The organism is Pseudalkalibacillus salsuginis (assembly GCF_021646685.1).
Classification (GTDB): domain Bacteria; phylum Bacillota; class Bacilli; order Bacillales; family Fictibacillaceae; genus Pseudalkalibacillus; species Pseudalkalibacillus salsuginis.
The window spans coordinates 950,211-970,103 of sequence record NZ_JAKJHW010000001.1; the positions used below are offsets into that span (position 1 = coordinate 950,211).

A 19,893-nucleotide genomic window follows, 5' to 3' on the forward strand; every position below is an offset into this window, starting at 1 on the left:
TACTATTGCGTAATATGTCACATTTTAGACGAATTTGTCCCACGGTCAATCTTAGACCTTTTTTAGTTTTTTTTCAACCCATAGCCGGAACTTTTTTACGATCCTAACTATTACTCCCCCTTTTCTAAATCGATTATTAAAGGTTATAATGGGTACAAACAGATAACCGGGGGTGTAGAATGATATGACCGAGCAACACGATGTCTATGACGTTACGATCATAGGTGGAGGACCGACAGGATTATTCACCGCATTTTACGGAGGCATGAGACAGCTAAAGGTAAAAATCATCGAAAGTATGCCTCAGTTGGGAGGACAATTATCAGCGCTTTACCCTGAAAAATACATATATGATGTGGCAGGGTTTCCGAAGGTTCTCGCACAAGATCTCGTTAATAATTTGAAAGAGCAAGCATTTCAGTTCAATCCGACAGTTGCGCTAGAACAATCGGTCCAAAAGGTTGAAAGGATGGACGATAAGAATTTCAAGCTTACAACCGATAAAGATGTCCATTATACAAAAGCTGTCATTATTACGGCAGGTGTAGGGGCATTCCAACCAAGGCGCTTGGAGCATGAAAATGCGAAAAGCTATGAAGGGAAAAACCTACACTACTTCGTAAATGATCTGAATGCATTCGCTGGTCAGAAGGTTGTTGTATGCGGTGGTGGAGATTCTGCTGTAGATTGGGCTAACATGCTCGAACCAATTGCGCAAGAGGTAACCTTGACTCATCGTCGTGAAAAGTTCAGAGCACACGAGCATAGTGTCGAACAACTTATGAATTCCAAAGTCAATATTAAGACTCCATATCAAGTCAAAGAAATCATTGGCGATGAGCATGTTGTCAACAAAGTGGTTTTGAAAGAAAGTAAAGGTGAGAACGAAGAAGAGATCGAATGTGATTCACTTATCGTAAACTATGGTTTCATCTCATCACTCGGACCAATCAAAGAATGGGGACTTGAAATTCTAAAGAATTCCATCGTCGTTAACTCCCGTATGGAAACGAATGTACCTGGCATTTATGCAGCTGGTGATATCTGTACGTACGACGGAAAGGTCAAATTGATCGCAACGGGCTTCGGTGAAGCGCCGACCGCCATTAACAACGCGAAAGCATACATCGATCCGAACGCGAAAGTACAACCCATGCACAGCACAAGCCTGTTTTAAGAAAAGACTTCGGCCAAACCAAGCCGAAGTCTTTTTACGTGCCAGGCACCAAAAATGAACGTTGATATGACAGGCTTTCTAGGAGGTGCCAGGCACCATTTTGGAAGCCTTGCTACGCTTGACTTCTATGAATGTACCTGGCACCGATGCTACATGAGATAGTACATCAAATATATTAATAACCCTAGTAAAGGGACGCCTAATATGACTGCATACACCATATAGTTGGCGTTCATGAGTTTCCGATCGCGTGTCGACTTGTCATCTGTCCTTTCCGCCACTGTTCCAGTCATCTCCTTTTTCTGTTAGTATGACCGAAACCTCCTGATTTTTATTACAGATTTGAAAATAGAGTTTTAGGTAGCATAAACAACTTTAAATTGATGGGATTCAATAAAGAAAAGCGCAAATGCCCTGATCAGCCACGAAGGTCACTGAATGTCCGACGAGGAGGCTCGAACCAAACCAAGTTCGGTTCTGCGTGGGTAACACTTCGACCTAAATCAATGTGTCGACCGCCGCAGGAGGACTGAAGTGATCCAAGTGGTTGGGCGGTGGAGCTGGAGATCAATTCACCGTAACCAAATTTTTATATACTTTTTTATCCTTCAAAAAAGCTGGCACCATATTGGCACCAGCTCGTTATCCTTATATCAGCATTCTTCCGGAGTTCCTTCATTCGTTGCTGTCTTGAATGACGTTCCACATCCGCATGAAGCGATCGCATTCGGGTTGTCGATCGTGAAACCGCCACCCATCATGTTTTGTTTATAATCGATGGTCGTACCTTCTAAAGCCTTCTTACTATCTGAATCGACGACTACACCTATGCCATGTTGCTCAAATTTCGTATCCGTGTCTTGAACTTCACTATCAAATCCCATGCCATATGAAAGGCCACTACAACCCCCGCCTTGGATTCCAACACGAAGATAGAGGTTATCTCCTTCTTCAGCAGCCATCATCTGTTTGATTTGATCTGCAGCAGCTTCTGTGATTGTAATAATCATTCTGGATCACTCCTTTCATAACTCTATACTTTAGTATACAGCGCCTTCTATTGAACCTCAACCATCCAGGCCTGTAATGCCATCTTCCTTCAATCGGATCAAATCATTATGACGGCGATCTATTTCTCGACTATAATATAATACTTTCGGGTGATTCAAACCTAATACTCGAGCGGTACGGATCATTTCACTACGGAGGCACTCAATTTGCTCATTATATTTTTTGAACAATATCGATTTCGATGTCTTAATCATACGCCACCACCCCTAAAATATACACTGGAACAAAAAGGTGTACTTTCCGGTTATATCGTACTGTCCTTTTGTTTTTTGAAATCCGTACTTCCATAATAGTAAGTTCCTTCACAAATGGTGACGGCCGGCCCACTCATCAATACATCACCACCATCAGTCCATGTTATGCGCAAATCTCCACCCGCTAAATGGACAATGACTTCATCATCCCGTTTTGCTTTTCCGTTCAAGACTGCAGCCACCACTGCTGCACATGCGCCAGTTCCACATGCCTGGGTGACACCAGAACCTCTTTCCCAAACACGAAAGTGCATTTCCTTTTCACCAATCATTTCGACAAACTCAACATTAACACCTTCTGGAAAATTTTCCGACTTTTCTACAACAGGCCCAACAGTAAGGACAGGTGCTGTTTCAATGTCCTCAATAAAAAAGACGGCATGCGGATTTCCCATCGATACGCCCGTAAGCTCAAGATGTTGGTTCAGGACTACCATTTTTTCTCGTAAAACATGATCATCAGGATTGCCCGTACCGATCATAGGAAGATCCGAGCGTTTTAGCCTCGGTTTTCCCATATTGATCGTTACCTGATGAACCTTTTCCTCTTCTGAAAGAACCTGAGCTTGTACAATACCGCCGAGTGTTTCAATCGTAAAATGTTCTTCCTCGACGAGATGATGTTCATAAACGTATTTAGCGACACATCGCAATCCGTTGCCGCAATTCTTCGCTTCAGATCCATCGTTATTAAAAATACGCATGAGGACATCAGCACGATCGGATGGACCGATCAAAATCAGTCCATCAGAGCCGATTCCTGTATTCTGATCGGAGACAGAAATTGCGATCGACGAAAGTCTCGCTTCTGGAAGTGATTCTTCAAACAAATTGACATAGATGTAATTGTTCCCTAGTCCGTGCATTTTCGTAAAATTGAATTGTATCATTAAGCTTCCTCCATCATCGCAATTGTTCTGTCGTCCAAAAATAGTCATCATCAGCTTTAAGGATCGTCATTTTCGTATGGCAACAGGGCATGATCAAATATGTTCGAAAGCCTTCTTTTGCATTTTGAAGGTCTTCGTCTTTTAAATTCGTCAATATATTTTCCTTGCCGCAATAAGGACACTGTTGGATATAGATATCTTTCATCATTCGTTCATAAGGCCATGTGTACCTGAAAGAAGACATGATTTTCCCCCTGCTCTTTCTCTTTGTTTTATTAGTATAATCAGCTTTTCACGGAATGACAATGAATACTTCCTACCGCAACAACAACATCACATCTTACTACAATAATGTCTATAGCAGTCAGGGACCAATGTTCGACAGTCTGCCATCCAATATAGGTGCATTTTACCAAAAAACACAACTACATCCATATGGTATAAGGATAATCCTAATAATTACTGTATATTTCAGAATATTTCAGCCATAGGTCCAGAAAGTGTACGTAGATATAAAGAAAAAGCCCCCCGCATGAAACGAGGAGCTAACTGGTTCTTAAAATCATCAGATCAACATGCCTGCGATTGCTGCACTCAACATGTTTGCAAGTGAACCAGCAATGATGGCTTTTATGCCAAGTCTTGCGATGTCAGATCGACGGTTTGGCGCAATCCCACCAAGACCACCAAGTAAAATCGCAAGAGATGATAAGTTTGCAAATCCACAAAGCGCAAAACTGACGATTGCTACAGTCTTAGCACTTAGTTCAGGAATCTCAGGAGCGAACGCAGAGTATGCAACAAATTCATTCAGCACAAGCTTTTGACCAATGAAGTTTCCTGCACGGACTGCCTCTTCCCAAGGTACGCCGACGATGAATGCAAATGGCGCGAAAACATACCCAAGAATCAATTCAAGAGATAGCTGGCCATATCCGAAGAATCCACCGATCCAACCAAGCAAGCCGTTTAACATTGCGATCAACGCGATGAACGCAAGCAACATCGCTCCTACATTCAATGCAAGCTTTAATCCATCAGAAGCCCCGCGAGCTGCAGCATCAATCACATTGACTGCTTCAACGTCTTTTTCCATTTTGATTTCGTCTGTAGTTTCCGATTTTTCTGTTTCAGGCAAGATGATTTTCGCCATCACTAATCCAGCTGGAGCAGCCATGAAACTTGCAGCTAACAAGTATTCTAGCGGTACACCAAGCAAGCTGTATCCAATCAATACGGATCCAGCGACCGAAGCAAGTCCACCGACCATGACAGCGAAAAGCTCTGATTGTGTCATTCGTGGTAAGTAAGGACGAATAACCAATGGTGCTTCAGTTTGTCCAACGAAAATGTTGGCAGTTGCTGAAAGTGATTCTGCTTTACTTGTACCTAGCAGGGCCGAAATAGCTCCACCAATCAAACGGATGATCCATTGCATGATTCCTAGATAATAAAGTACTGCAATTAAAGATGAGAAGAAGATGATGATCGTCAATACTTGGAACGCAAAAATGAATCCAAGGCCACTGTCTTCTGCAACAAGACCTCCGAACAGGAATTCAATTCCTTCGTTTGCGTTGTTCACGATGTTTTGTACAACCATGGAGACCTTTTGTAATGCAGCTTTACCAGCATTCCATTCCATAACAATCAGTGCAAACCCAATCTGGATTGCCAGACCCCCTAAAACTGTTCGCAGTCGAATTTTCCTTTTATTATTCGACACTAGAAACGCAATGAGCAAGATCGTTAAAATACCGACGATCCCCCACACATATTGCATAACGTTCACTCCCCTAATGTATTGTATTGAAATCGAAAACGCTTTCTATTTAGTCGTCTGACATCTAACGTTTCGCCAATATCAATGTAACAGAATTCGACAAAATTACAAGAGGGCATTTTTTTCCTTATGTTCCACCATTGTTTTGTACCCGTAAATAGCAAAGCGTTAACCCGTTTTTTGTTACAAAAGTTTTTCGAGCATGGGCAGGATATACGGTTATATTTCCCCTCTAGTCCATATATATCCATACTTGTTCGTTAAACACTTTCGCTTGAAGTCGTATTCCTGACACATGAAAAGTGCAAGCGCCCTGTTTAACCACGAAGGTCACTGGAAGTCCGACGAGGGGTTCGAACCAAACAAAGTTCGGTTCTGCGTGGGTAAACGCTTCGAACTAAATCAATGTGTCGACCGCCCAGGAGGACTGAAGTGATCCAAGTGGTTGGGCGGTGGAGCTAGACACTTCACCGTAACCAAAAAACTTTCTTATCCTTTAAAAAAAGACCTCTTCCAATTGAAAGAGATCTTTTCCGGATATCTATTAACACCCGTTAAAACATCGGGTTATCTTCTAAATATTGATAAACATTGTCGACAAGTTCCTCAGGTGTTTCACCTGGAACGTATTCACCGTTCACTAATGCGTACGGTGATCGAAAGCATTGTCCACAGTTCCCGAGACAACCATATTCAATAACATCGAGATTCGAATCTTGTTCAAGTACTTCCCTTGCACGTTGAGATCCGTTAGCCAGATTGCTGACACAAAATTCGATGATTGGCCTCATTTTCAACCACCTTTCTTTCCATCCTTATCCTACATCCTTACACTGAATTCCGTCAACATACGTGGCTTGTCAACATCATTTTATAGATAAGTGTTGTAGATTTGTCACATTTTCGTTATACTACAGATGACCACGGTCATTTGCTTGGATAATCGGGTATTCATATCCCTATTTCGTACAGGTATATGGCCTATTTCTTTTTTAACATATAAAGGAGATGCAGCTTGAAGTGAACCGTAACAAAAAAAGGAATTACACAGAAGAAAACATCGTGAAAGCTGCATTGGAACTTTTCTATGAAAAAGGATATGCCCATACAAGCGTCAAGGAAATAACTGACAGAGCTAATATTGCAAAAGGTACGTTTTTCAATTATTTCCCTTCAAAAGAGGATTTAATGCAGCATTTTGCTGAAGAACGCCTTCATACTCTGAGTATTTTTCTCGAAAAAGGGTATATTTTTTCACAACCCTACCAAAAACAAATGGAGGTTTTAGTCCGTCATCTCTTAACGTATTATGATCTCGATTCGAATTTCACGAAAGATCTCTGGGCAACTGTAATGAAAGAAGAAAGCCCTCTTATCAAGCATTGGGGGACGATTCTTAACAGGGGAAGCACGAGAGGTGAAATAAGTTCACACATTGACTTGACTTCATGTGCCCATGTTTGTAACAGCCATTTCCATTATGTTTTGTCGACCTCACGCATCGACGACACGAAGGAATCTTTGATTCAGCGGGTCATGACATTATTGGAAGTCAGCATAGAAGGATTTCATGAAAAAAGGGGAAATGACAGAATGAAAAGACTCGTTATCTTAGGTGCTGGATACGGTGGAATGAAAATCATCCATGGATTGCTTGACTCTAAGCTTCCAGAAGACATTCAGATCACATTAGTAGACCGTCTGCCGTACCATTGTCTAAAAACAGAATACTACGCTCTTGCAGCGGGTACAATTTCAGATCATCACATCCGGGTCAGTTTTCCAGAAGACCCTCGTGTCATTGTCAAGTACGGCGAGGTGACAAATATCGATCTGAACAACAAGAAAATTGAATTTGAGGATGATGATTCGCTTGAATATGATGACCTCATCATCGGTTTAGGATGTGAGGATAAATATCACGGTGTCCCTGGTGCACCCGACCATACTTTAAGCATACAGACAATCGATAAATCACGTGAAACCTATCAAAAACTGAACAATCTGCCGCCTAAAGGTGTAGTCGGCGTAGTCGGTGCAGGCTTGAGCGGTGTTGAACTCGCCAGTGAACTTCGCGAAAGCCGCCCGGATTTGTCGATCAAGCTTTTTGACCGCGGTGAAACAATCCTTTCTACCTTTCCTAGGCGCCTGAGCAATTACGTCCAGAAGTGGTTCATCGATCACGGTGTGGAGATCGTCAACAGATCCAATATAACACGTGTTGAACCGAATATTTTATATAACAATGAGGAATCGATTCCTTGTGATGCAATTGTCTGGACCGCTGGAATCCAACCGAACCGTCTTGTACGGGAACTAGATGTAGAAAAAGATGATGCCGGCCGTGTCGTCTTATCACCACACCACCATCTTCCGGATGATCAACATGTCTTTGTGGTAGGCGATTGCGCAAGCTTGCCTCATGCACCAAGTGCCCAGCTCGCTGAAGGTCAGGGAGATCAAATCGTGGAAGTCCTGCTGAAGATTTGGAAGGATGAACCACTTGAGGACCTCCCTAAGATCAAGCTTAAAGGTGTGCTAGGTTCACTTGGTAAAAAACACGGTTTCGGTATGATGAAAGGAACGGCTCTGACTGGCCGTGTCCCAAGGCTTTTGAAATCCGGCATTCTATGGATGTACAAATATCATACAAATTAAACCTTACCTCAGGGCTGTCCCCTTTGTATCTTACACTTTGGGATAGCCCTTTCACTTTACAGATATTTCATTGTATATTTACATCGATTATTATTATTTAAGGAAGGGTAATTGAGAAAAGGGCAGCACCTGGCCGAATCTGCCAAAATCCTTCATACTGCTTATTTCATACACTTTTTAAATGTGCTACGATAAAAAATGAGGATGAACAGCTTTTAACAATAGCATTTTTTCATGAAAATGATTATAATAAAGATTAAGAAAGGGGTAGATATTTATGCGTGAACAAGTTGAAGAGGTACTTGATAAATTACGACCTTTCCTGCTTCGTGATGGTGGTGACGTTGAGCTGGTAGATATCGAAGACGGAATCGTCAAAGTTCGACTGATGGGAGCATGCGGAAGCTGCCCAAGTTCAACCATTACATTAAAAGCAGGTATCGAGCGTGCATTGCTTGAAGAGGTTCCTGGTGTAACTGAATTAGAACAAGTATTTTAAACAAAAAATGCTTAGGTGCTGACTTATAAAACGGAAGAGCGGACAAAGGAGATCCGCTCTTTTTCTTTGATCATTCATTCCAGTTCACTGCTGCTTCTGGCTTTTCACCACGCAATACTGCCCTGATATTACGTGCGGTCAAACTGCACATCGCTTTCCTTGTTTCCACACTCGCACTCCCTATGTGAGGCAGGCAGACAACATTCTGAAACTGCATTAATGGGTGATCCTCTGGAATGGGTTCTTTTTCAAAAACGTCTAATCCAGCCCCGGCAATTTCCCCCTGAACGATGGCTGCAACCAAATCTTCTTCTACAACCGCTCCTCCTCTACCAACATTGAGAAAAATTGCATTCTTCTTCATCTTGTTGAAAACATCTCGATTGAACATGCCTGCTGTTTCTGGTGTCAATGGGGTCAAATTTAGAACATAATCTGCAGTCTCCACGAGTCTGTCAAATGAAACATGCACAGCACCGAATTCGTTTTCCGCTTTTTCATTCCGTGAACGGTTATGATACAGAATATCCATCTCAAAACCAGTTGCCCTTTTCGCTACTATTTCCCCGATCCGCCCCATACCGACAATCCCGAGGATTTTGTGATGAACGTCTTGCCCAGCTAATAATAAAGGACTCCAGTTATCCCATTTTCCATCTTTAATATATTGTTGTGCTTCTGGTATCCGGCGAGCCGTCGCCATCAGAAGAGCGAAAGCCAAATCTGCTGTCGTATCGGTCAGTACATCTGGTGTGTTACAAACGATAACGCCATGTTCTGTCGCTGCTTCCACATCGACATTGTCATAACCGACAGCAAGGTTCCCGACTACTTTTAAATTTTTTGCTCTCTCTAATAACTCTCGATCTATTTTATCGGAAAGGATGGAGTAAATAGCTGTTGCGGCCTCCGCCTCTTCCAACAAAACCTCTCTCGGAACAGGGATATCTTCAGAATCCCACATTTTAACGTCTGCTACTTCTCTTATTGGTGCGATCGTATCTTCCGGAACTTTCCTTGTGATGAAAACATAAGGGTTGTCCATTTTTGTCCCACTCTCCTCATTCATCGTTTTTGTTCGATATGTATAGGAAGGAGTGCATAAGTGCCTGGCTCCTGACAAGCATACACTTGCAAACGCCTGACCCCAGCATACCCCCTCCTGTCACTATGACTTTGCCAACCATCCAACAGGCTCGATCTGAACGACATCCCTTGGAAGTGCACTGATATTGAAAAAGTTCTTCATAAAGGACTCATGATTTTCCTCAGAGGATACCACGTATTTCAAAAGATCCACTAAGCCGTCTCTCTGATGGGCTCTTGCAGCATTAAAATATGTCTCCACAACATCAAAATAAGATGCAGGATACAATAACCGCCCATATAAAAGACGCCACCCTCCTCTTGTTAAGGGCTTTTCTTCGGTATAATCATTGAGGAATTCCGAAATCACATCCCCTTTCGCTTGCTGTGTTACCAGATAGCGGACATATTCTGCCACATCCCGGACTGGGTGATCGATGACCAAATGAAGCGGTAATTTCATGAATAGGTTATCATCTTGTTTGATCGGAATCCATGATCCAGAATGAAATCGTTCATGTGTGATCGTATAACTACCTTCCTCTTTGCCATTACGATCCCACTCATAATCAACAATGTACTGGATCGCATTCTCCGTCAAGCCCTCATAGTAAGGAAACGATTCGTAGAACAGAAGCTCGAACTCACTTGAAGGTCCGCTTTGATTGATGGCATCGTAATGTTCTTTCAATTGATCAAGTCGTGAGGTCCATAATTCTATCCATTTGTTGTAACGAATCAGTTCTTCATTCGTCACCGGAAACTGTTCTCCAGCTTTATGGAATTTGCCCAACTGTTTACCGATCGATCCTCGCTCCGACCGTTCGAATTTCGGAAGTTCAAAGAGAATCATATCCTGTCCTTCGACTCTAGAAACCACTTTTCCTCTTTGGTTCGTCACCCAGACTGGCAGGTCTTTCTCTCCTTTTTCATATAAATAAGACATGATGGCCTGCATATCCTGCAACATTAGATAATTGCCATCATTCATTGGCACCAACACATAATAACGATCATGTGCACGAAATCCCTCATATCCCCCAATACGAGTTCGATGATCGACATATAAGCTATAGTGGTGGTATATTTCGCGCTCTAACAAATGCTTTCACTCCCCTCCCATGTATTAGCAGTTTATGAAACAGATGGAGGGAGTGTTTATCATTTAAACGCAATTTTTGATTTTGTTCATAACATAACCTAAACACCATATACTAAGAAAACTTAACTAGGGACGGACGCCAAAGGATCTGACATAGGATATACAATCACCTTTCACCTAACCTTCCGGAGTCTCTAGCCTCTTAAATCAACGATAGTCCTTCATGGAGCCAATGTTTAAATTGAAAAGATTGGGGATCAGACTATGACAGAAAACCATTCAGATAAACAAGATGTACTCGAGATCAAAGCTCGCCAATGGCTGTGGGATCGTGGAGTGACGGAAAATGATATAGCAGAACTTGTGTACCTTCTGCAATGCCAATACCATACAGATCTTGATATTGAGATTTGTAAATATAATGTTGATCGTGTCCTCGCCAAGCGTGAAGTACAAAATGCAATTTTAACAGGAATTCAACTCGACATACTCGCTGAAAAAAACATGATTGAAGAGCCTTTACTTCAAATTTTGAAAAAGGACGAAGGACTTTACGGTGTGGATGAAGTAATCGCTCTTTCAATTGTGAATATTTATGGATCGATCGGATTTACGAATTACGGATATATTGATAAACAGAAGCCAGGAATCTTAAAGATATTGAATGACAAATCCTCTGGAAAATGCCATACGTTCTTAGACGATATCGTAGGTGCCATAGCAGCGGCTGCATCCAGCAGACTGGCCCATAGAACCGCTAATACAGAGTAGAGTTGATTTCCCTCTTCGACTCTGCTCTCCTCCTATTATAGATGGATATCCCATAAATCTAATGACTCTATTGTATGAGTCGGTCTTTCTTCGGGTGGAATGTCTTCAAGTGTGGTGGTGACGCCAGTAAAGACAAGGAGAGTGTCGATTCCAGCCCTCATACCTGCTAAAATATCCGTCAGATAATTGTCCCCGATCATAAGGACCTTTTCCTTAGGCAAGTCCATTTTTGTCATTGCCATATCCATGATGATCGGCTCGGGCTTCCCGACAAAAATCGGATCTTTCCCTGTGGAGACAGCCACGACTGAAGTCAATGCGCCATTACCTGGTACCAGTCCCCTGTCAGTCGGAAAAGCCACATCTTTATTTGTAGAAAGGAAACGTGCACCCTTCCGTACTTCCAAACAAGCGCGCTCCAATTTTTGATAGGTAAGCCTCCGGTCGATCCCCATAACGACGTAATCGGCATCCTCCTCGACGAATTCAAAACCGTTCCTTTCAATTGCTTCCTGAAGACCAACTTCTCCGATCATGAAAACACGCTTCCCTAATTTATCTTGCTTCATAAATTCAGCAATCGCCATTGATGACGTAAACACGTGGTCCGGTGTTACTGGAACATCGAAATTCTGAAGTCTTTCGGTTACTTGTTGACGTGTGCTCGCTGAATTGTTTGTGATAAACAGGTAGGGTATACCCTCTTTTTCAAGCTGTTTCACAAACTCTACCGCTTCTTCTATACGTTCCTTTCCTTTGTACATCGTGCCGTCCAGATCAATCAAATACCCTTCATATTTCATTACTTTCCACTTCCTCAAATACGATGAATTTATTTTATCTTATTGTAGGATACCACGGAACATTGTGAAAGATGTTGCAAAAAGGTTCTGGAACATGCGTTTTTCTATACTAAAAAAAGCCGCCCATTATAGGCAGCTATATGTTTCTGTTAAGAGTCTCCATTTGGTAAAAATGCTGATACAGGACCCAATTCCTCTGTCAAATACCTTCGTACCTGACCTGGAAAATTGTTCAAAGCCTTCAAATTGGCACCTAATACATGTTCAACTTCCTTATGATCAACCTCTGTGTATGTTTGTACAAGCATTTTACGTAATGCGATGACTTGTTTTAAGCTTTCTGCATCTTCACTAGTGACGACCTTTTCATCTTCCAAAATGTCGATGATATCTTCGTAACTTCCAGGGTCTCGCATAATGAAGCCATCGATCATCTTATTCCCCACATCTATGATCGTTTCAATTACCATATGGCTGATCCGTTCAAGGAACAACTGGTCTTTCATCGTTTCCCCAAACTCCTCAGATTGAAGGGCATCAAGCCGATCATTCATGAAACGCAACAGTACTTCAATTTTCTTGCGGTCGACAAAATACATCCTATCACCTAACTTCTTAAAGCATTAACCCGCCGTCGGAGTCGGGATCAGTCTTGGCCGTGCGTAAAAAAAGCCTTGTACCAAATGGACACCATTCCGTTTGATGACCTGTGCTTCCTCCGCTGTCTCGATACCCTCTGCTACAATTTGCGCGTTCGCTTCCCGTGCAATATGGATCAGCCCCTGCAGCATTGACTCCTTCAGCTTGTTCCCATTGATATTTTCAATTAAGGAACGATCCACTTTAATAATATCAGGGCGAAGGAAAGAAATCGAGTTTAAACTTGCATACCCTGCTCCTGTATCATCCAGAGCGATCCTGATCTTCCGCTTACGAAGGTCTTCAATCGTTTTTGACAGGTGGCTATACCGTTCCACAGATTCACTTTCTGTTATTTCAAAGACAATTTGTGCTGGGTTGATATGTACATGGTCTTGTAGAATTTCATCCAGATCATTGATAAAGTGTTTATGTGCGATCGTTTGAGGGGTGACATTTATGAAAATCGCATCCTGTCCCCTCATTTTTTGCAGAGCTTTTTTGATCACCAGCAATTCCAATAGATAAAGCATATTCGTCTGTCTGGCCATACTGAAGAGATGTAGAGGATGCTCATAGGCGGTATGTTCTGGACCTCTTGTCAACACCTCCCACGCCATCACATCTAATTGATGGACATTGACAATCGGTTGTGAGTACAGGGAAATGTTCTCTTTTTGAATGATTCCTCTGATTTCATGGACCATTTGGTTGTATTTTGCCCCGACACCCTTTTTCGCCATGACCAGCGCTTTTTGATAGGCATTCAAAAATGAATGGAACGGTTGGTCTGTATGGGCTTCCAACACCATATAACCGGTTTGGAAGCTATCTTCATCTTCTTGATCATAGGCAAAAAAATGCTCATTGATGTTGACCTTGATATTTTCTATGTATTTCTCAATCATATGGATGACATTGCTCTCTTGTGGCAATGACAGCAGCAGTACGATATCGTCACCCCAATATTGCTGTAAAAACAAAATCTCTTCGTCTTTGACTGTATCGCAAACCACCTTCTTAAACAAGATGCGTACATCCTTCTCAAATTGTTGGACATATGCCATCCCGAATTGTTCAATTTGATGCTTATAGGTCTGGACGTCAAATACAATTACGACATGCATTCGATTGCTACGATATGATTTTTTTAAAATCGGTGTGACAGGATTACGCAACCAGAAGTGAGGCGGGAAAAACCGCAGACTTTGGTTAGGAGCAAACAGGTGCCTCCAAAAATATAGCCAATCCTTTCGTGGATTCTGCAAATTATATCACCTCAGAGGTTGAACCATAGTCCATTAAGTGTACCATAAATATTTGAAAATTCTTACTATCAGCGAAATATTTTTCTATTCGACAATAACTTGTTATCATAATAAGAACAACATGTTATACGAATATTTATTTTAGGGAATTTAGTATGAAACATTAATACAAAAGAACTAGGGGGACCAATATTGGATCGCGAATTAGCTTTAGAAATTGTTCGAGTAACAGAGTCTGCCGCAATCGCTTCAGCACAATGGATGGGCAGAGGATTGAAAAATGAAGCGGATCATGCTGCCACAACAGCCATGAGAGCTATGTTTGATTCAGTCAACTTAAAAGGGACTGTCGTAATCGGTGAAGGGGAACTGGATGAAGCACCTATGTTATACATCGGAGAAGAAGTTGGTACAGGCCTTGGACCGGAAGTCGATATCGCTGTTGATCCGTTGGAAGGCACGAACATCGTCGCAAAAGGGCATCCTAATGCTATGGCTGTCATTGCCATAGCAGATCGAGGATGTTTATTGCATGCACCTGATATGTACATGGAAAAGCTTGTGGTCGGGAAAGCAGCGGCAGGGAAAGTAAGTTTGTCAGATCCAATTGAAAAAACAATGGATATTGTAGCTGAGGCAAATGATAAGCGCCTGCATGACCTTACTGTGATCATTCAAGAACGATTGAGACATGATGAACTGATTGATCGTATCCGTAAAAAGGGTGCCCGTGTTACACTGTTTGGAGACGGTGATGTTGGCGCTGCTATCGCAGCCGCTCTTCCGAACACTGGTATTGATCTGTTCATTGGAACAGGCGGCGCACCAGAAGGCGTCATCTCTGCTGCAGCGATCAAATGTCTTGGTGGAGATATGCAGGCACGTTTAGTTCCATACAATGATGAAGAGCGTGCTCGATGCATCCGTATGGGGTTGGAAGACCCAACACAGCTCTTACAATTAGATGACCTTGTCCGTGGGGATGATGCCATCTTCGCAGCAACCGGGGTAAGCAGCGGGGAACTATTGGAAGGAGTACGTTTCCTATCAGGTGATTATGTCGAAACAGATTCCCTCGTGATGAGAGCAAAGACCAAGACCATTCGATCAATAAAAGCACAGCATCACCTGGACCATAAACCGAACTTAGTGATGGAATAGGAGTTGAGGATAAGGTGTCAGAACGATTCTTTTTATATGACGATGTTGAAGAAACGAAAACACGGTTCGTAAGTTTCATGGGAGAAAATCAACGCTTCGATCTCGCAATTACGAAAACAGATCACCACTACGGGAAATCACTCATTTTGGATATACAAGGCGGCCGCTTTGGAATTATCGGCCGTGATGACCTTGATGAGCCAGGCTATTTGGAACACGCCTTCAATTTGAACGAAGAGGATGCGCAAGAGCTTCGAGAGTTTTTAGAAGAAGAGGTATTTTCTTAAAGAAAAAAGCAAGCTCACTGATTTACTCACGAAGATCACTGTAAGGTTGACGAGGAAGCTCGAACCAAACAAAACTGCGTGGGTGAACCCTTCGACTAAAATCAATGTGTCACGGAAAAGCAATTTTGAGGTACTCATGGAAGCCTTATGAGACCCTGAAAACGCGAAAAGGCAATTTTGAGGTACTCATGGAGGCCTCATGATACCCTGAAAACGCTAAAAAGCAATTTTGAGGTACTCATGGAGGCCTCATGATACCCTGAAAACGCGATAGTGGTTGGCAATGGAGGTAGACATTACTTCACTGCAACCAAAAACTTACCCTTTTTCGTCTCTGAAAAAATCGCCCATTAGAGCGATTTTTTTCTTTTTCAAATAAAGAAAAACCTCTGATTGTACAACTTTGAGGCCTGATTTCTCAATGAAAATCTTATCCATTGGCATTTCTTTATGTATTTTGTAAGTTTTTAACTTCAGTAATAACCCACTCCAGAGGGCAATATAATAAAGGATAGAAGTCCCCTATCCTAAAGCCTAGAAGGAGTGGTGTCCTTTGGCAAGAAGAAGAGGTTTTCGAAAAGAGAATGAAATGTACACTGATTTCTCGAATGTAGAGACGATGCATAAATTCGTCTTACCTGAGGACTTACCTGAGGGTCCTTATGGCTCTCCCATCAATACCAAGTTAGGCAAAACGACGCCGTTTGATGAAGACCAGCGTCCTTACAGTGCTTTCAACTATGAGAACAAAACCCTTCATCAAGACATTCCACGGCAATTCCCAGGGGCACATCCTGTGCATAGTGATCCAGATCGGGAAACTGAACCGCCATATACGGATTACTAAAATCAATAACGAAAAAGGGGCTGACATTACGTCAGCTCCCTTTTTCTGCTTTATTCATCTCTTTTTTGTCCAAAGATTTCCTCGACTCTTTTTTAGGTTCACTCGCCTTGACTTTTTTTACGATGAAATAAGGACAACCGAAATTACAAAATTCCAACAGATATTCAGGTACTGAACTGAATTTCGTTTCATAATTCGCTTTATCGCTGTTGTCCTCAAAAAAGCCGCGTAACCGAAGTTGGTTATAACCCCAATCACCAACAATATAATCGTATTTATGTAAAATTTCGCTATATCTGGATGTGAATTCTTCCTCGTTCCATCCATCTCGAAACTCCTTAATAACCTCATAATTGATTCCATTCACGCAAACCAATTTCATCACTCCATTCACAGTTCTATTTTATCATGATTTATGGGTAGATGTACAAGTTCTGGCAGTATAACCATAAAAGCTACAGCAAAATCTATAGGTAGGAGGTGACAGTTAATGAAAAAATTCATGATAGCTGGACTTACATTCACAATGCTCATCCTACAAGCTTGCGGGATGGATAAAGGTGATTACGATGGTGCAAACGGGAATGGATTGAATCCTACCGCCGATGTTAAGGATCGCGCGGGAACCCCAGGAAAAACGCCAACGGAGGCTATGGATGACTTCGGCTATACTCGCATCCAAAGTCCGAGCGATGATCGTAGGAACTTCGGCAGCGCGCCACAAATTGATAAGAAAATCCTTTCAGACACAATTTCGAGGATAATCATGCAGAATCGTATAATCAGGGATTCGGCAACTCTCGTCACAAGTGATAAAGTACTTATTGTCTATGATGCCAAAACGGATGACCGGAATCGGGCTGCTGATATAGTTAAAAGGTCCGCGATGTCAGTGGTGCCACGCTGGTTCCATGTGTACGTTTCCGATGATACGACTCTTTTCGAAGACATTGAACGATATAAAAATATGGATGAAACGTCAGCTAACGTTAAGCGGAGCATCGACGGTCTGATAAAAGAAATGAAAAAATCGCCGCAAGGATATACAGATCCGAATAAAGATGGTGAATTAGAAGGCGATGGAATGTCAGAGGGAATGAGATGAGCAAGATGATAAGTACCCCGATTTGGGTCACTTTTCTTCGGCAATCGTTCCCGAGATAATCTTTGAGTTGTCGGGGTAATTTTTGTTTTTCAGCGTTTGACCACGAGTTGTCGAGATCATTTGGTTTTTAAAGATTAAAATGAGGCCTGCACCGGGTCATATTGACCGGTCAAGCCTCATTTTTAGTATTTTATCCTTATTTTGCTTCTTTTTGTCGTTGTTTCGATGCTGCATTTACTTGTTCGTCAGCATGGTAAGATGAACGTACTAACGGTCCGGATTCACAATGGCTGAAACCTTTTGACATAGCGATTTCTTTAAGCTCTGTAAACTCATCCGGGTGATAATACTTCTGAACCTTCAGGTGTTTCCTGGTAGGTTGGAGGTATTGTCCTATTGTCATGATGTCAACATTGTTCGCTCGGAGGTCGTCCATCGTCTGTATGATCTCTTCCTTTGTTTCGCCAAGCCCTACCATTATACTGGATTTTGTCGGGATATCCGGCTGCATTTCTTTTGCACGGCGTAAGAATTCCAATGAGCGTTCATACGTCGCACGCGCACGGACTCTTGGCGTCAATCTTTCCACAGTCTCAATATTATGGTTCAGGATATCTGGACGGGCATCCATCAATGTCTTCAAGTTTTCATATCTACCCATCATATCAGAAGGAAGCACCTCTACTGTACAGAAAGGGTTTGCACGACGTACGGCACGCACAGTTTCAGCATATACACCTGCTCCTCCGTCTTTTAAATCATCCCTTGCGACTGCTGTGATGACAGCATGCTTAAGGCCCATTAATTTTACAGATTCAGCAACACGTTCAGGTTCTTTCAAATCCAATTCATTTGGCAAACCAGTCTTGACAGCACAGAACCGGCAAGCACGCGTACATACATCACCAAGGATCATGAAGGTAGCTGTTTTACGGACTGCCCAGCATTCGTGGATGTTCGGACAACGGGCTTCTTCACAAACTGTATGTAAGTTTTTCTCGCGCATCATCTTTTTCAGTCCAGTGTAATTTTCGTTTGTATTTAATTTGATCTTAAGCCATTCGGGCTTTCGAATATGTTCTTCTTTTTTCGCCATCTAACTCACTCCAATATTGGATTAGTTTAAGATTCCGGCATTGAGTGGCACTACTCTGATGCGTTGATCTAATACCTTTCTACTGTATCATATTGTTTAATGAAGTTCCATTATCCAAGCATTCGTCTGTTTTCCAAGATTTGATAATCATTATTTGCCTTTTTCAATACAAACTAACATTATGAAAAGATACAGGAAAGGACTGAACTCCCTGTATGAAAAAATTTGTAATGTTACTCATTTTCATAATAGGTCTGAGCATATGTACAACTGAAAAAGCTGAAGCGAAGAAAACATATCAAAAGGAAGATGTTGAGCGTTATGCGCTCTATCATAAGATGGAGGCTCTTACATCGATTCCGTGGTATTATTTGGCTGCAGTAGACCAATTTGAACGGTCGATCCGGCGTGCCCAAAAAGATCTTCCCAAAGAAGAAGGCTTGATTGGGATCTATTATTCACCAATACAATGGGTTGGACCTTTGAATCCTAATTTGGACGACTCGGATGCATCATCCATTTCACTGTTTGGCGGTATTGGCCTTGATGGCAATAATGATGGAAAAGCGGACCGGAACAATGATGAGGACGTACTTTATACGTTCGCCAATTATCTTCACGCATACGGCTTTGATGAAGAAAATATTAAAATCGGGTTGTGGGATTACTACCATCGGGATAAAACGGTCGATATCATCCTCGGAATCGCGAAAGTCTTCAGGGAGTATCAGACTCTTAGTCTCGATGACCGAGCATTCCCTGTACCGATCAGGTCGAATTACAGTTTTAAAAACACCTGGGGTGATCGTCGCGGATTCGGTGGGCTTCGCATCCATGAAGGGACCGATATTTTTGCTGGTTATGGAGTACCTGTCAGAGCAACAACCTATGGTATTGTAGAAATTGCGGGCTGGAATCGTTTTGGGGGATGGCGAGTGGGAATTCGTGATTTGAACAACGTTTACCATTATTACGCCCATTTAAAAGGATTCGAAAAGGGAATCGGTAAAGGTTCGGTTGTCAAACCTGGGCAAACAATCGGGTATGTAGGAAGTTCAGGGTACGGACCGCCAGGCACGGCTGGGAAATTCCCTCCGCATTTACATTATGGAATGTACCGTGACAACGGCTATAACGAGTGGTCCTTCGATCCTTATCCATACCTGAAAGCATGGGAACGTCAAGACCGTATCAGAAACAAAAAAAGATAAAGACGCGTTCAAAAAAGCATAAACGCCCTGGTCAACCACGAAGGTCACTGGAAGTCCAACGAGGAGGCTCGAACCAAACAAAGTTCGGTTCTGCGTGGGTAACTTCTTAAGTAGTTCAATGTGCAGACCGCCGCAGGAGGACTGGCGTTGGAACTGGACATTCCTGCACTGCACAAAAATTTTAT

The 19,893-nt window shown here is 42.3% G+C and carries 22 protein-coding genes and 1 pseudogene; 9 read left to right on the forward strand and 14 right to left on the reverse strand.

Going from position 1 to position 19,893, the window contains the following annotated elements:
- The first annotated feature begins 184 nt into the window (after nucleotides 1-184).
- Nucleotides 185-1,177, forward strand: coding sequence for an NAD(P)/FAD-dependent oxidoreductase (locus tag L1611_RS04780; protein ID WP_236311936.1), 993 nt, complete (start codon nucleotides 185-187; stop codon nucleotides 1,175-1,177).
- Nucleotides 1,178-1,326: 149 nt separating this feature from the next.
- Here the strand turns inward: L1611_RS04780 and L1611_RS20620 are convergent, their stop codons facing one another.
- The 7 genes from L1611_RS20620 to L1611_RS04810 form a co-directional block, all read right to left on the reverse strand.
- Nucleotides 1,327-1,458 carry a hypothetical protein gene (locus tag L1611_RS20620; RefSeq protein WP_265738343.1) on the reverse strand — a complete coding sequence of 44 codons (132 nt, stop codon included), beginning with the start codon at nucleotides 1,456-1,458 and terminating at the stop codon, nucleotides 1,327-1,329.
- Between the two features lie 372 nt (nucleotides 1,459-1,830).
- Entirely contained in the window at nucleotides 1,831-2,187 is a 357-nt protein-coding gene (gene erpA / locus L1611_RS04785; RefSeq protein ID WP_236311937.1) for an iron-sulfur cluster insertion protein ErpA, read from the reverse strand.
- A 57-nt stretch (nucleotides 2,188-2,244) separates the two neighbouring features.
- Complete coding sequence (locus tag L1611_RS04790) at nucleotides 2,245-2,442, reverse strand: aspartyl-phosphate phosphatase Spo0E family protein (protein WP_225067533.1); 198 nt, start codon at nucleotides 2,440-2,442, stop codon at nucleotides 2,245-2,247.
- Between the two features lie 50 nt (nucleotides 2,443-2,492).
- Nucleotides 2,493-3,392 carry a diaminopimelate epimerase gene (gene dapF, locus L1611_RS04795; protein WP_236311938.1) on the reverse strand — a complete coding sequence of 300 codons (900 nt, stop codon included), beginning with the start codon at nucleotides 3,390-3,392 and terminating at the stop codon, nucleotides 2,493-2,495.
- A 13-nt stretch (nucleotides 3,393-3,405) separates the two neighbouring features.
- Nucleotides 3,406-3,636 (reverse strand): hypothetical protein, encoded by a 231-nt coding sequence (locus L1611_RS04800; protein ID WP_236311939.1) that lies wholly within the window; start codon nucleotides 3,634-3,636, stop codon nucleotides 3,406-3,408.
- 321 nt (nucleotides 3,637-3,957) lie between these two features.
- Nucleotides 3,958-5,175 (reverse strand): NupC/NupG family nucleoside CNT transporter, encoded by a 1,218-nt coding sequence (locus L1611_RS04805; protein WP_236311940.1) that lies wholly within the window; start codon nucleotides 5,173-5,175, stop codon nucleotides 3,958-3,960.
- 554 nt (nucleotides 5,176-5,729) lie between these two features.
- A complete protein-coding gene (locus L1611_RS04810; RefSeq protein ID WP_236311941.1) occupies nucleotides 5,730-5,966 on the reverse strand; it encodes a YuzB family protein in 237 nt (78 codons plus the stop codon).
- Between the two features lie 229 nt (nucleotides 5,967-6,195).
- Between L1611_RS04810 and L1611_RS04815 the strand changes: the two genes are divergently transcribed.
- Entirely contained in the window at nucleotides 6,196-7,833 is a 1,638-nt protein-coding gene (locus L1611_RS04815) for an FAD-dependent oxidoreductase (RefSeq protein ID WP_236311942.1), read from the forward strand.
- Between the two features lie 277 nt (nucleotides 7,834-8,110).
- A complete protein-coding gene (locus L1611_RS04820; protein WP_221566648.1) occupies nucleotides 8,111-8,332 on the forward strand; it encodes a NifU family protein in 222 nt (73 codons plus the stop codon).
- 70 nt (nucleotides 8,333-8,402) lie between these two features.
- On the opposite strand, the gene L1611_RS04825 is transcribed toward L1611_RS04820, so the two are convergent.
- Together L1611_RS04825 and yutH are read right to left on the reverse strand one after the other, a co-directional pair.
- Nucleotides 8,403-9,377, reverse strand: a complete 975-nt coding sequence (locus tag L1611_RS04825) for a 2-hydroxyacid dehydrogenase (RefSeq protein ID WP_236311943.1) — start codon at nucleotides 9,375-9,377, stop codon at nucleotides 8,403-8,405.
- Between the two features lie 123 nt (nucleotides 9,378-9,500).
- Nucleotides 9,501-10,520, reverse strand: coding sequence for a spore coat putative kinase YutH (yutH, locus tag L1611_RS04830; RefSeq protein WP_236311944.1), 1,020 nt, complete (start codon nucleotides 10,518-10,520; stop codon nucleotides 9,501-9,503).
- Nucleotides 10,521-10,784: 264 nt separating this feature from the next.
- Between yutH and L1611_RS04835 the strand changes: the two genes are divergently transcribed.
- Nucleotides 10,785-11,291: a phosphatidylglycerophosphatase A family protein gene (locus L1611_RS04835; RefSeq protein ID WP_236311945.1), complete on the forward strand. Its 507-nt coding sequence runs from the start codon at nucleotides 10,785-10,787 to the stop codon at nucleotides 11,289-11,291.
- A gap of 35 nt (nucleotides 11,292-11,326) precedes the next feature.
- On the opposite strand, the gene L1611_RS04840 is transcribed toward L1611_RS04835, so the two are convergent.
- From L1611_RS04840 to L1611_RS04850, 3 genes are all read right to left on the reverse strand, one after another.
- Nucleotides 11,327-12,094 (reverse strand): TIGR01457 family HAD-type hydrolase, encoded by a 768-nt coding sequence (locus tag L1611_RS04840; RefSeq protein ID WP_236311946.1) that lies wholly within the window; start codon nucleotides 12,092-12,094, stop codon nucleotides 11,327-11,329.
- Between the two features lie 149 nt (nucleotides 12,095-12,243).
- Complete coding sequence (locus tag L1611_RS04845; RefSeq protein ID WP_236311947.1) at nucleotides 12,244-12,693, reverse strand: DUF86 domain-containing protein; 450 nt, start codon at nucleotides 12,691-12,693, stop codon at nucleotides 12,244-12,246.
- Nucleotides 12,694-12,717: 24 nt separating this feature from the next.
- Nucleotides 12,718-14,001: an EAL domain-containing protein gene (locus tag L1611_RS04850; RefSeq protein ID WP_236311948.1), complete on the reverse strand. Its 1,284-nt coding sequence runs from the start codon at nucleotides 13,999-14,001 to the stop codon at nucleotides 12,718-12,720.
- 192 nt (nucleotides 14,002-14,193) lie between these two features.
- On the opposite strand from L1611_RS04850, the gene glpX reads away from it, so the two are divergent.
- The 3 genes from glpX (at nucleotide 14,194) to L1611_RS04865 (ending at nucleotide 16,296) form a co-directional block, all read left to right on the forward strand.
- Nucleotides 14,194-15,162: a class II fructose-bisphosphatase gene (gene glpX, locus L1611_RS04855; RefSeq protein ID WP_236311949.1), complete on the forward strand. Its 969-nt coding sequence runs from the start codon at nucleotides 14,194-14,196 to the stop codon at nucleotides 15,160-15,162.
- Nucleotides 15,163-15,176: 14 nt separating this feature from the next.
- Nucleotides 15,177-15,449, forward strand: a complete 273-nt coding sequence (locus tag L1611_RS04860; RefSeq protein WP_236311950.1) for a DUF3055 domain-containing protein — start codon at nucleotides 15,177-15,179, stop codon at nucleotides 15,447-15,449.
- Nucleotides 15,450-16,038: 589 nt separating this feature from the next.
- Nucleotides 16,039-16,296: a hypothetical protein gene (locus tag L1611_RS04865; RefSeq protein WP_236312043.1), complete on the forward strand. Its 258-nt coding sequence runs from the start codon at nucleotides 16,039-16,041 to the stop codon at nucleotides 16,294-16,296.
- A gap of 106 nt (nucleotides 16,297-16,402) precedes the next feature.
- Here the strand turns inward: L1611_RS04865 and L1611_RS04870 are convergent.
- Nucleotides 16,403-16,678 (reverse strand): annotated as a pseudogene (locus L1611_RS04870) (YutD family protein); the annotation flags it as partial.
- Nucleotides 16,679-16,786: 108 nt separating this feature from the next.
- On the opposite strand from L1611_RS04870, the gene L1611_RS04875 reads away from it, so the two are divergent.
- Nucleotides 16,787-17,401 carry a YhcN/YlaJ family sporulation lipoprotein gene (locus L1611_RS04875; RefSeq protein ID WP_236311951.1) on the forward strand — a complete coding sequence of 205 codons (615 nt, stop codon included), beginning with the start codon at nucleotides 16,787-16,789 and terminating at the stop codon, nucleotides 17,399-17,401.
- 196 nt (nucleotides 17,402-17,597) lie between these two features.
- On the opposite strand, the gene lipA is transcribed toward L1611_RS04875, so the two are convergent.
- Nucleotides 17,598-18,497 (reverse strand): lipoyl synthase, encoded by a 900-nt coding sequence (lipA, locus tag L1611_RS04880; RefSeq protein ID WP_236311952.1) that lies wholly within the window; start codon nucleotides 18,495-18,497, stop codon nucleotides 17,598-17,600.
- A 215-nt stretch (nucleotides 18,498-18,712) separates the two neighbouring features.
- On the opposite strand from lipA, the gene L1611_RS04885 reads away from it, so the two are divergent.
- Nucleotides 18,713-19,708, forward strand: a complete 996-nt coding sequence (locus tag L1611_RS04885; RefSeq protein ID WP_236311953.1) for a M23 family metallopeptidase — start codon at nucleotides 18,713-18,715, stop codon at nucleotides 19,706-19,708.
- The last annotated feature ends 185 nt before the right edge of the window (nucleotides 19,709-19,893 follow it).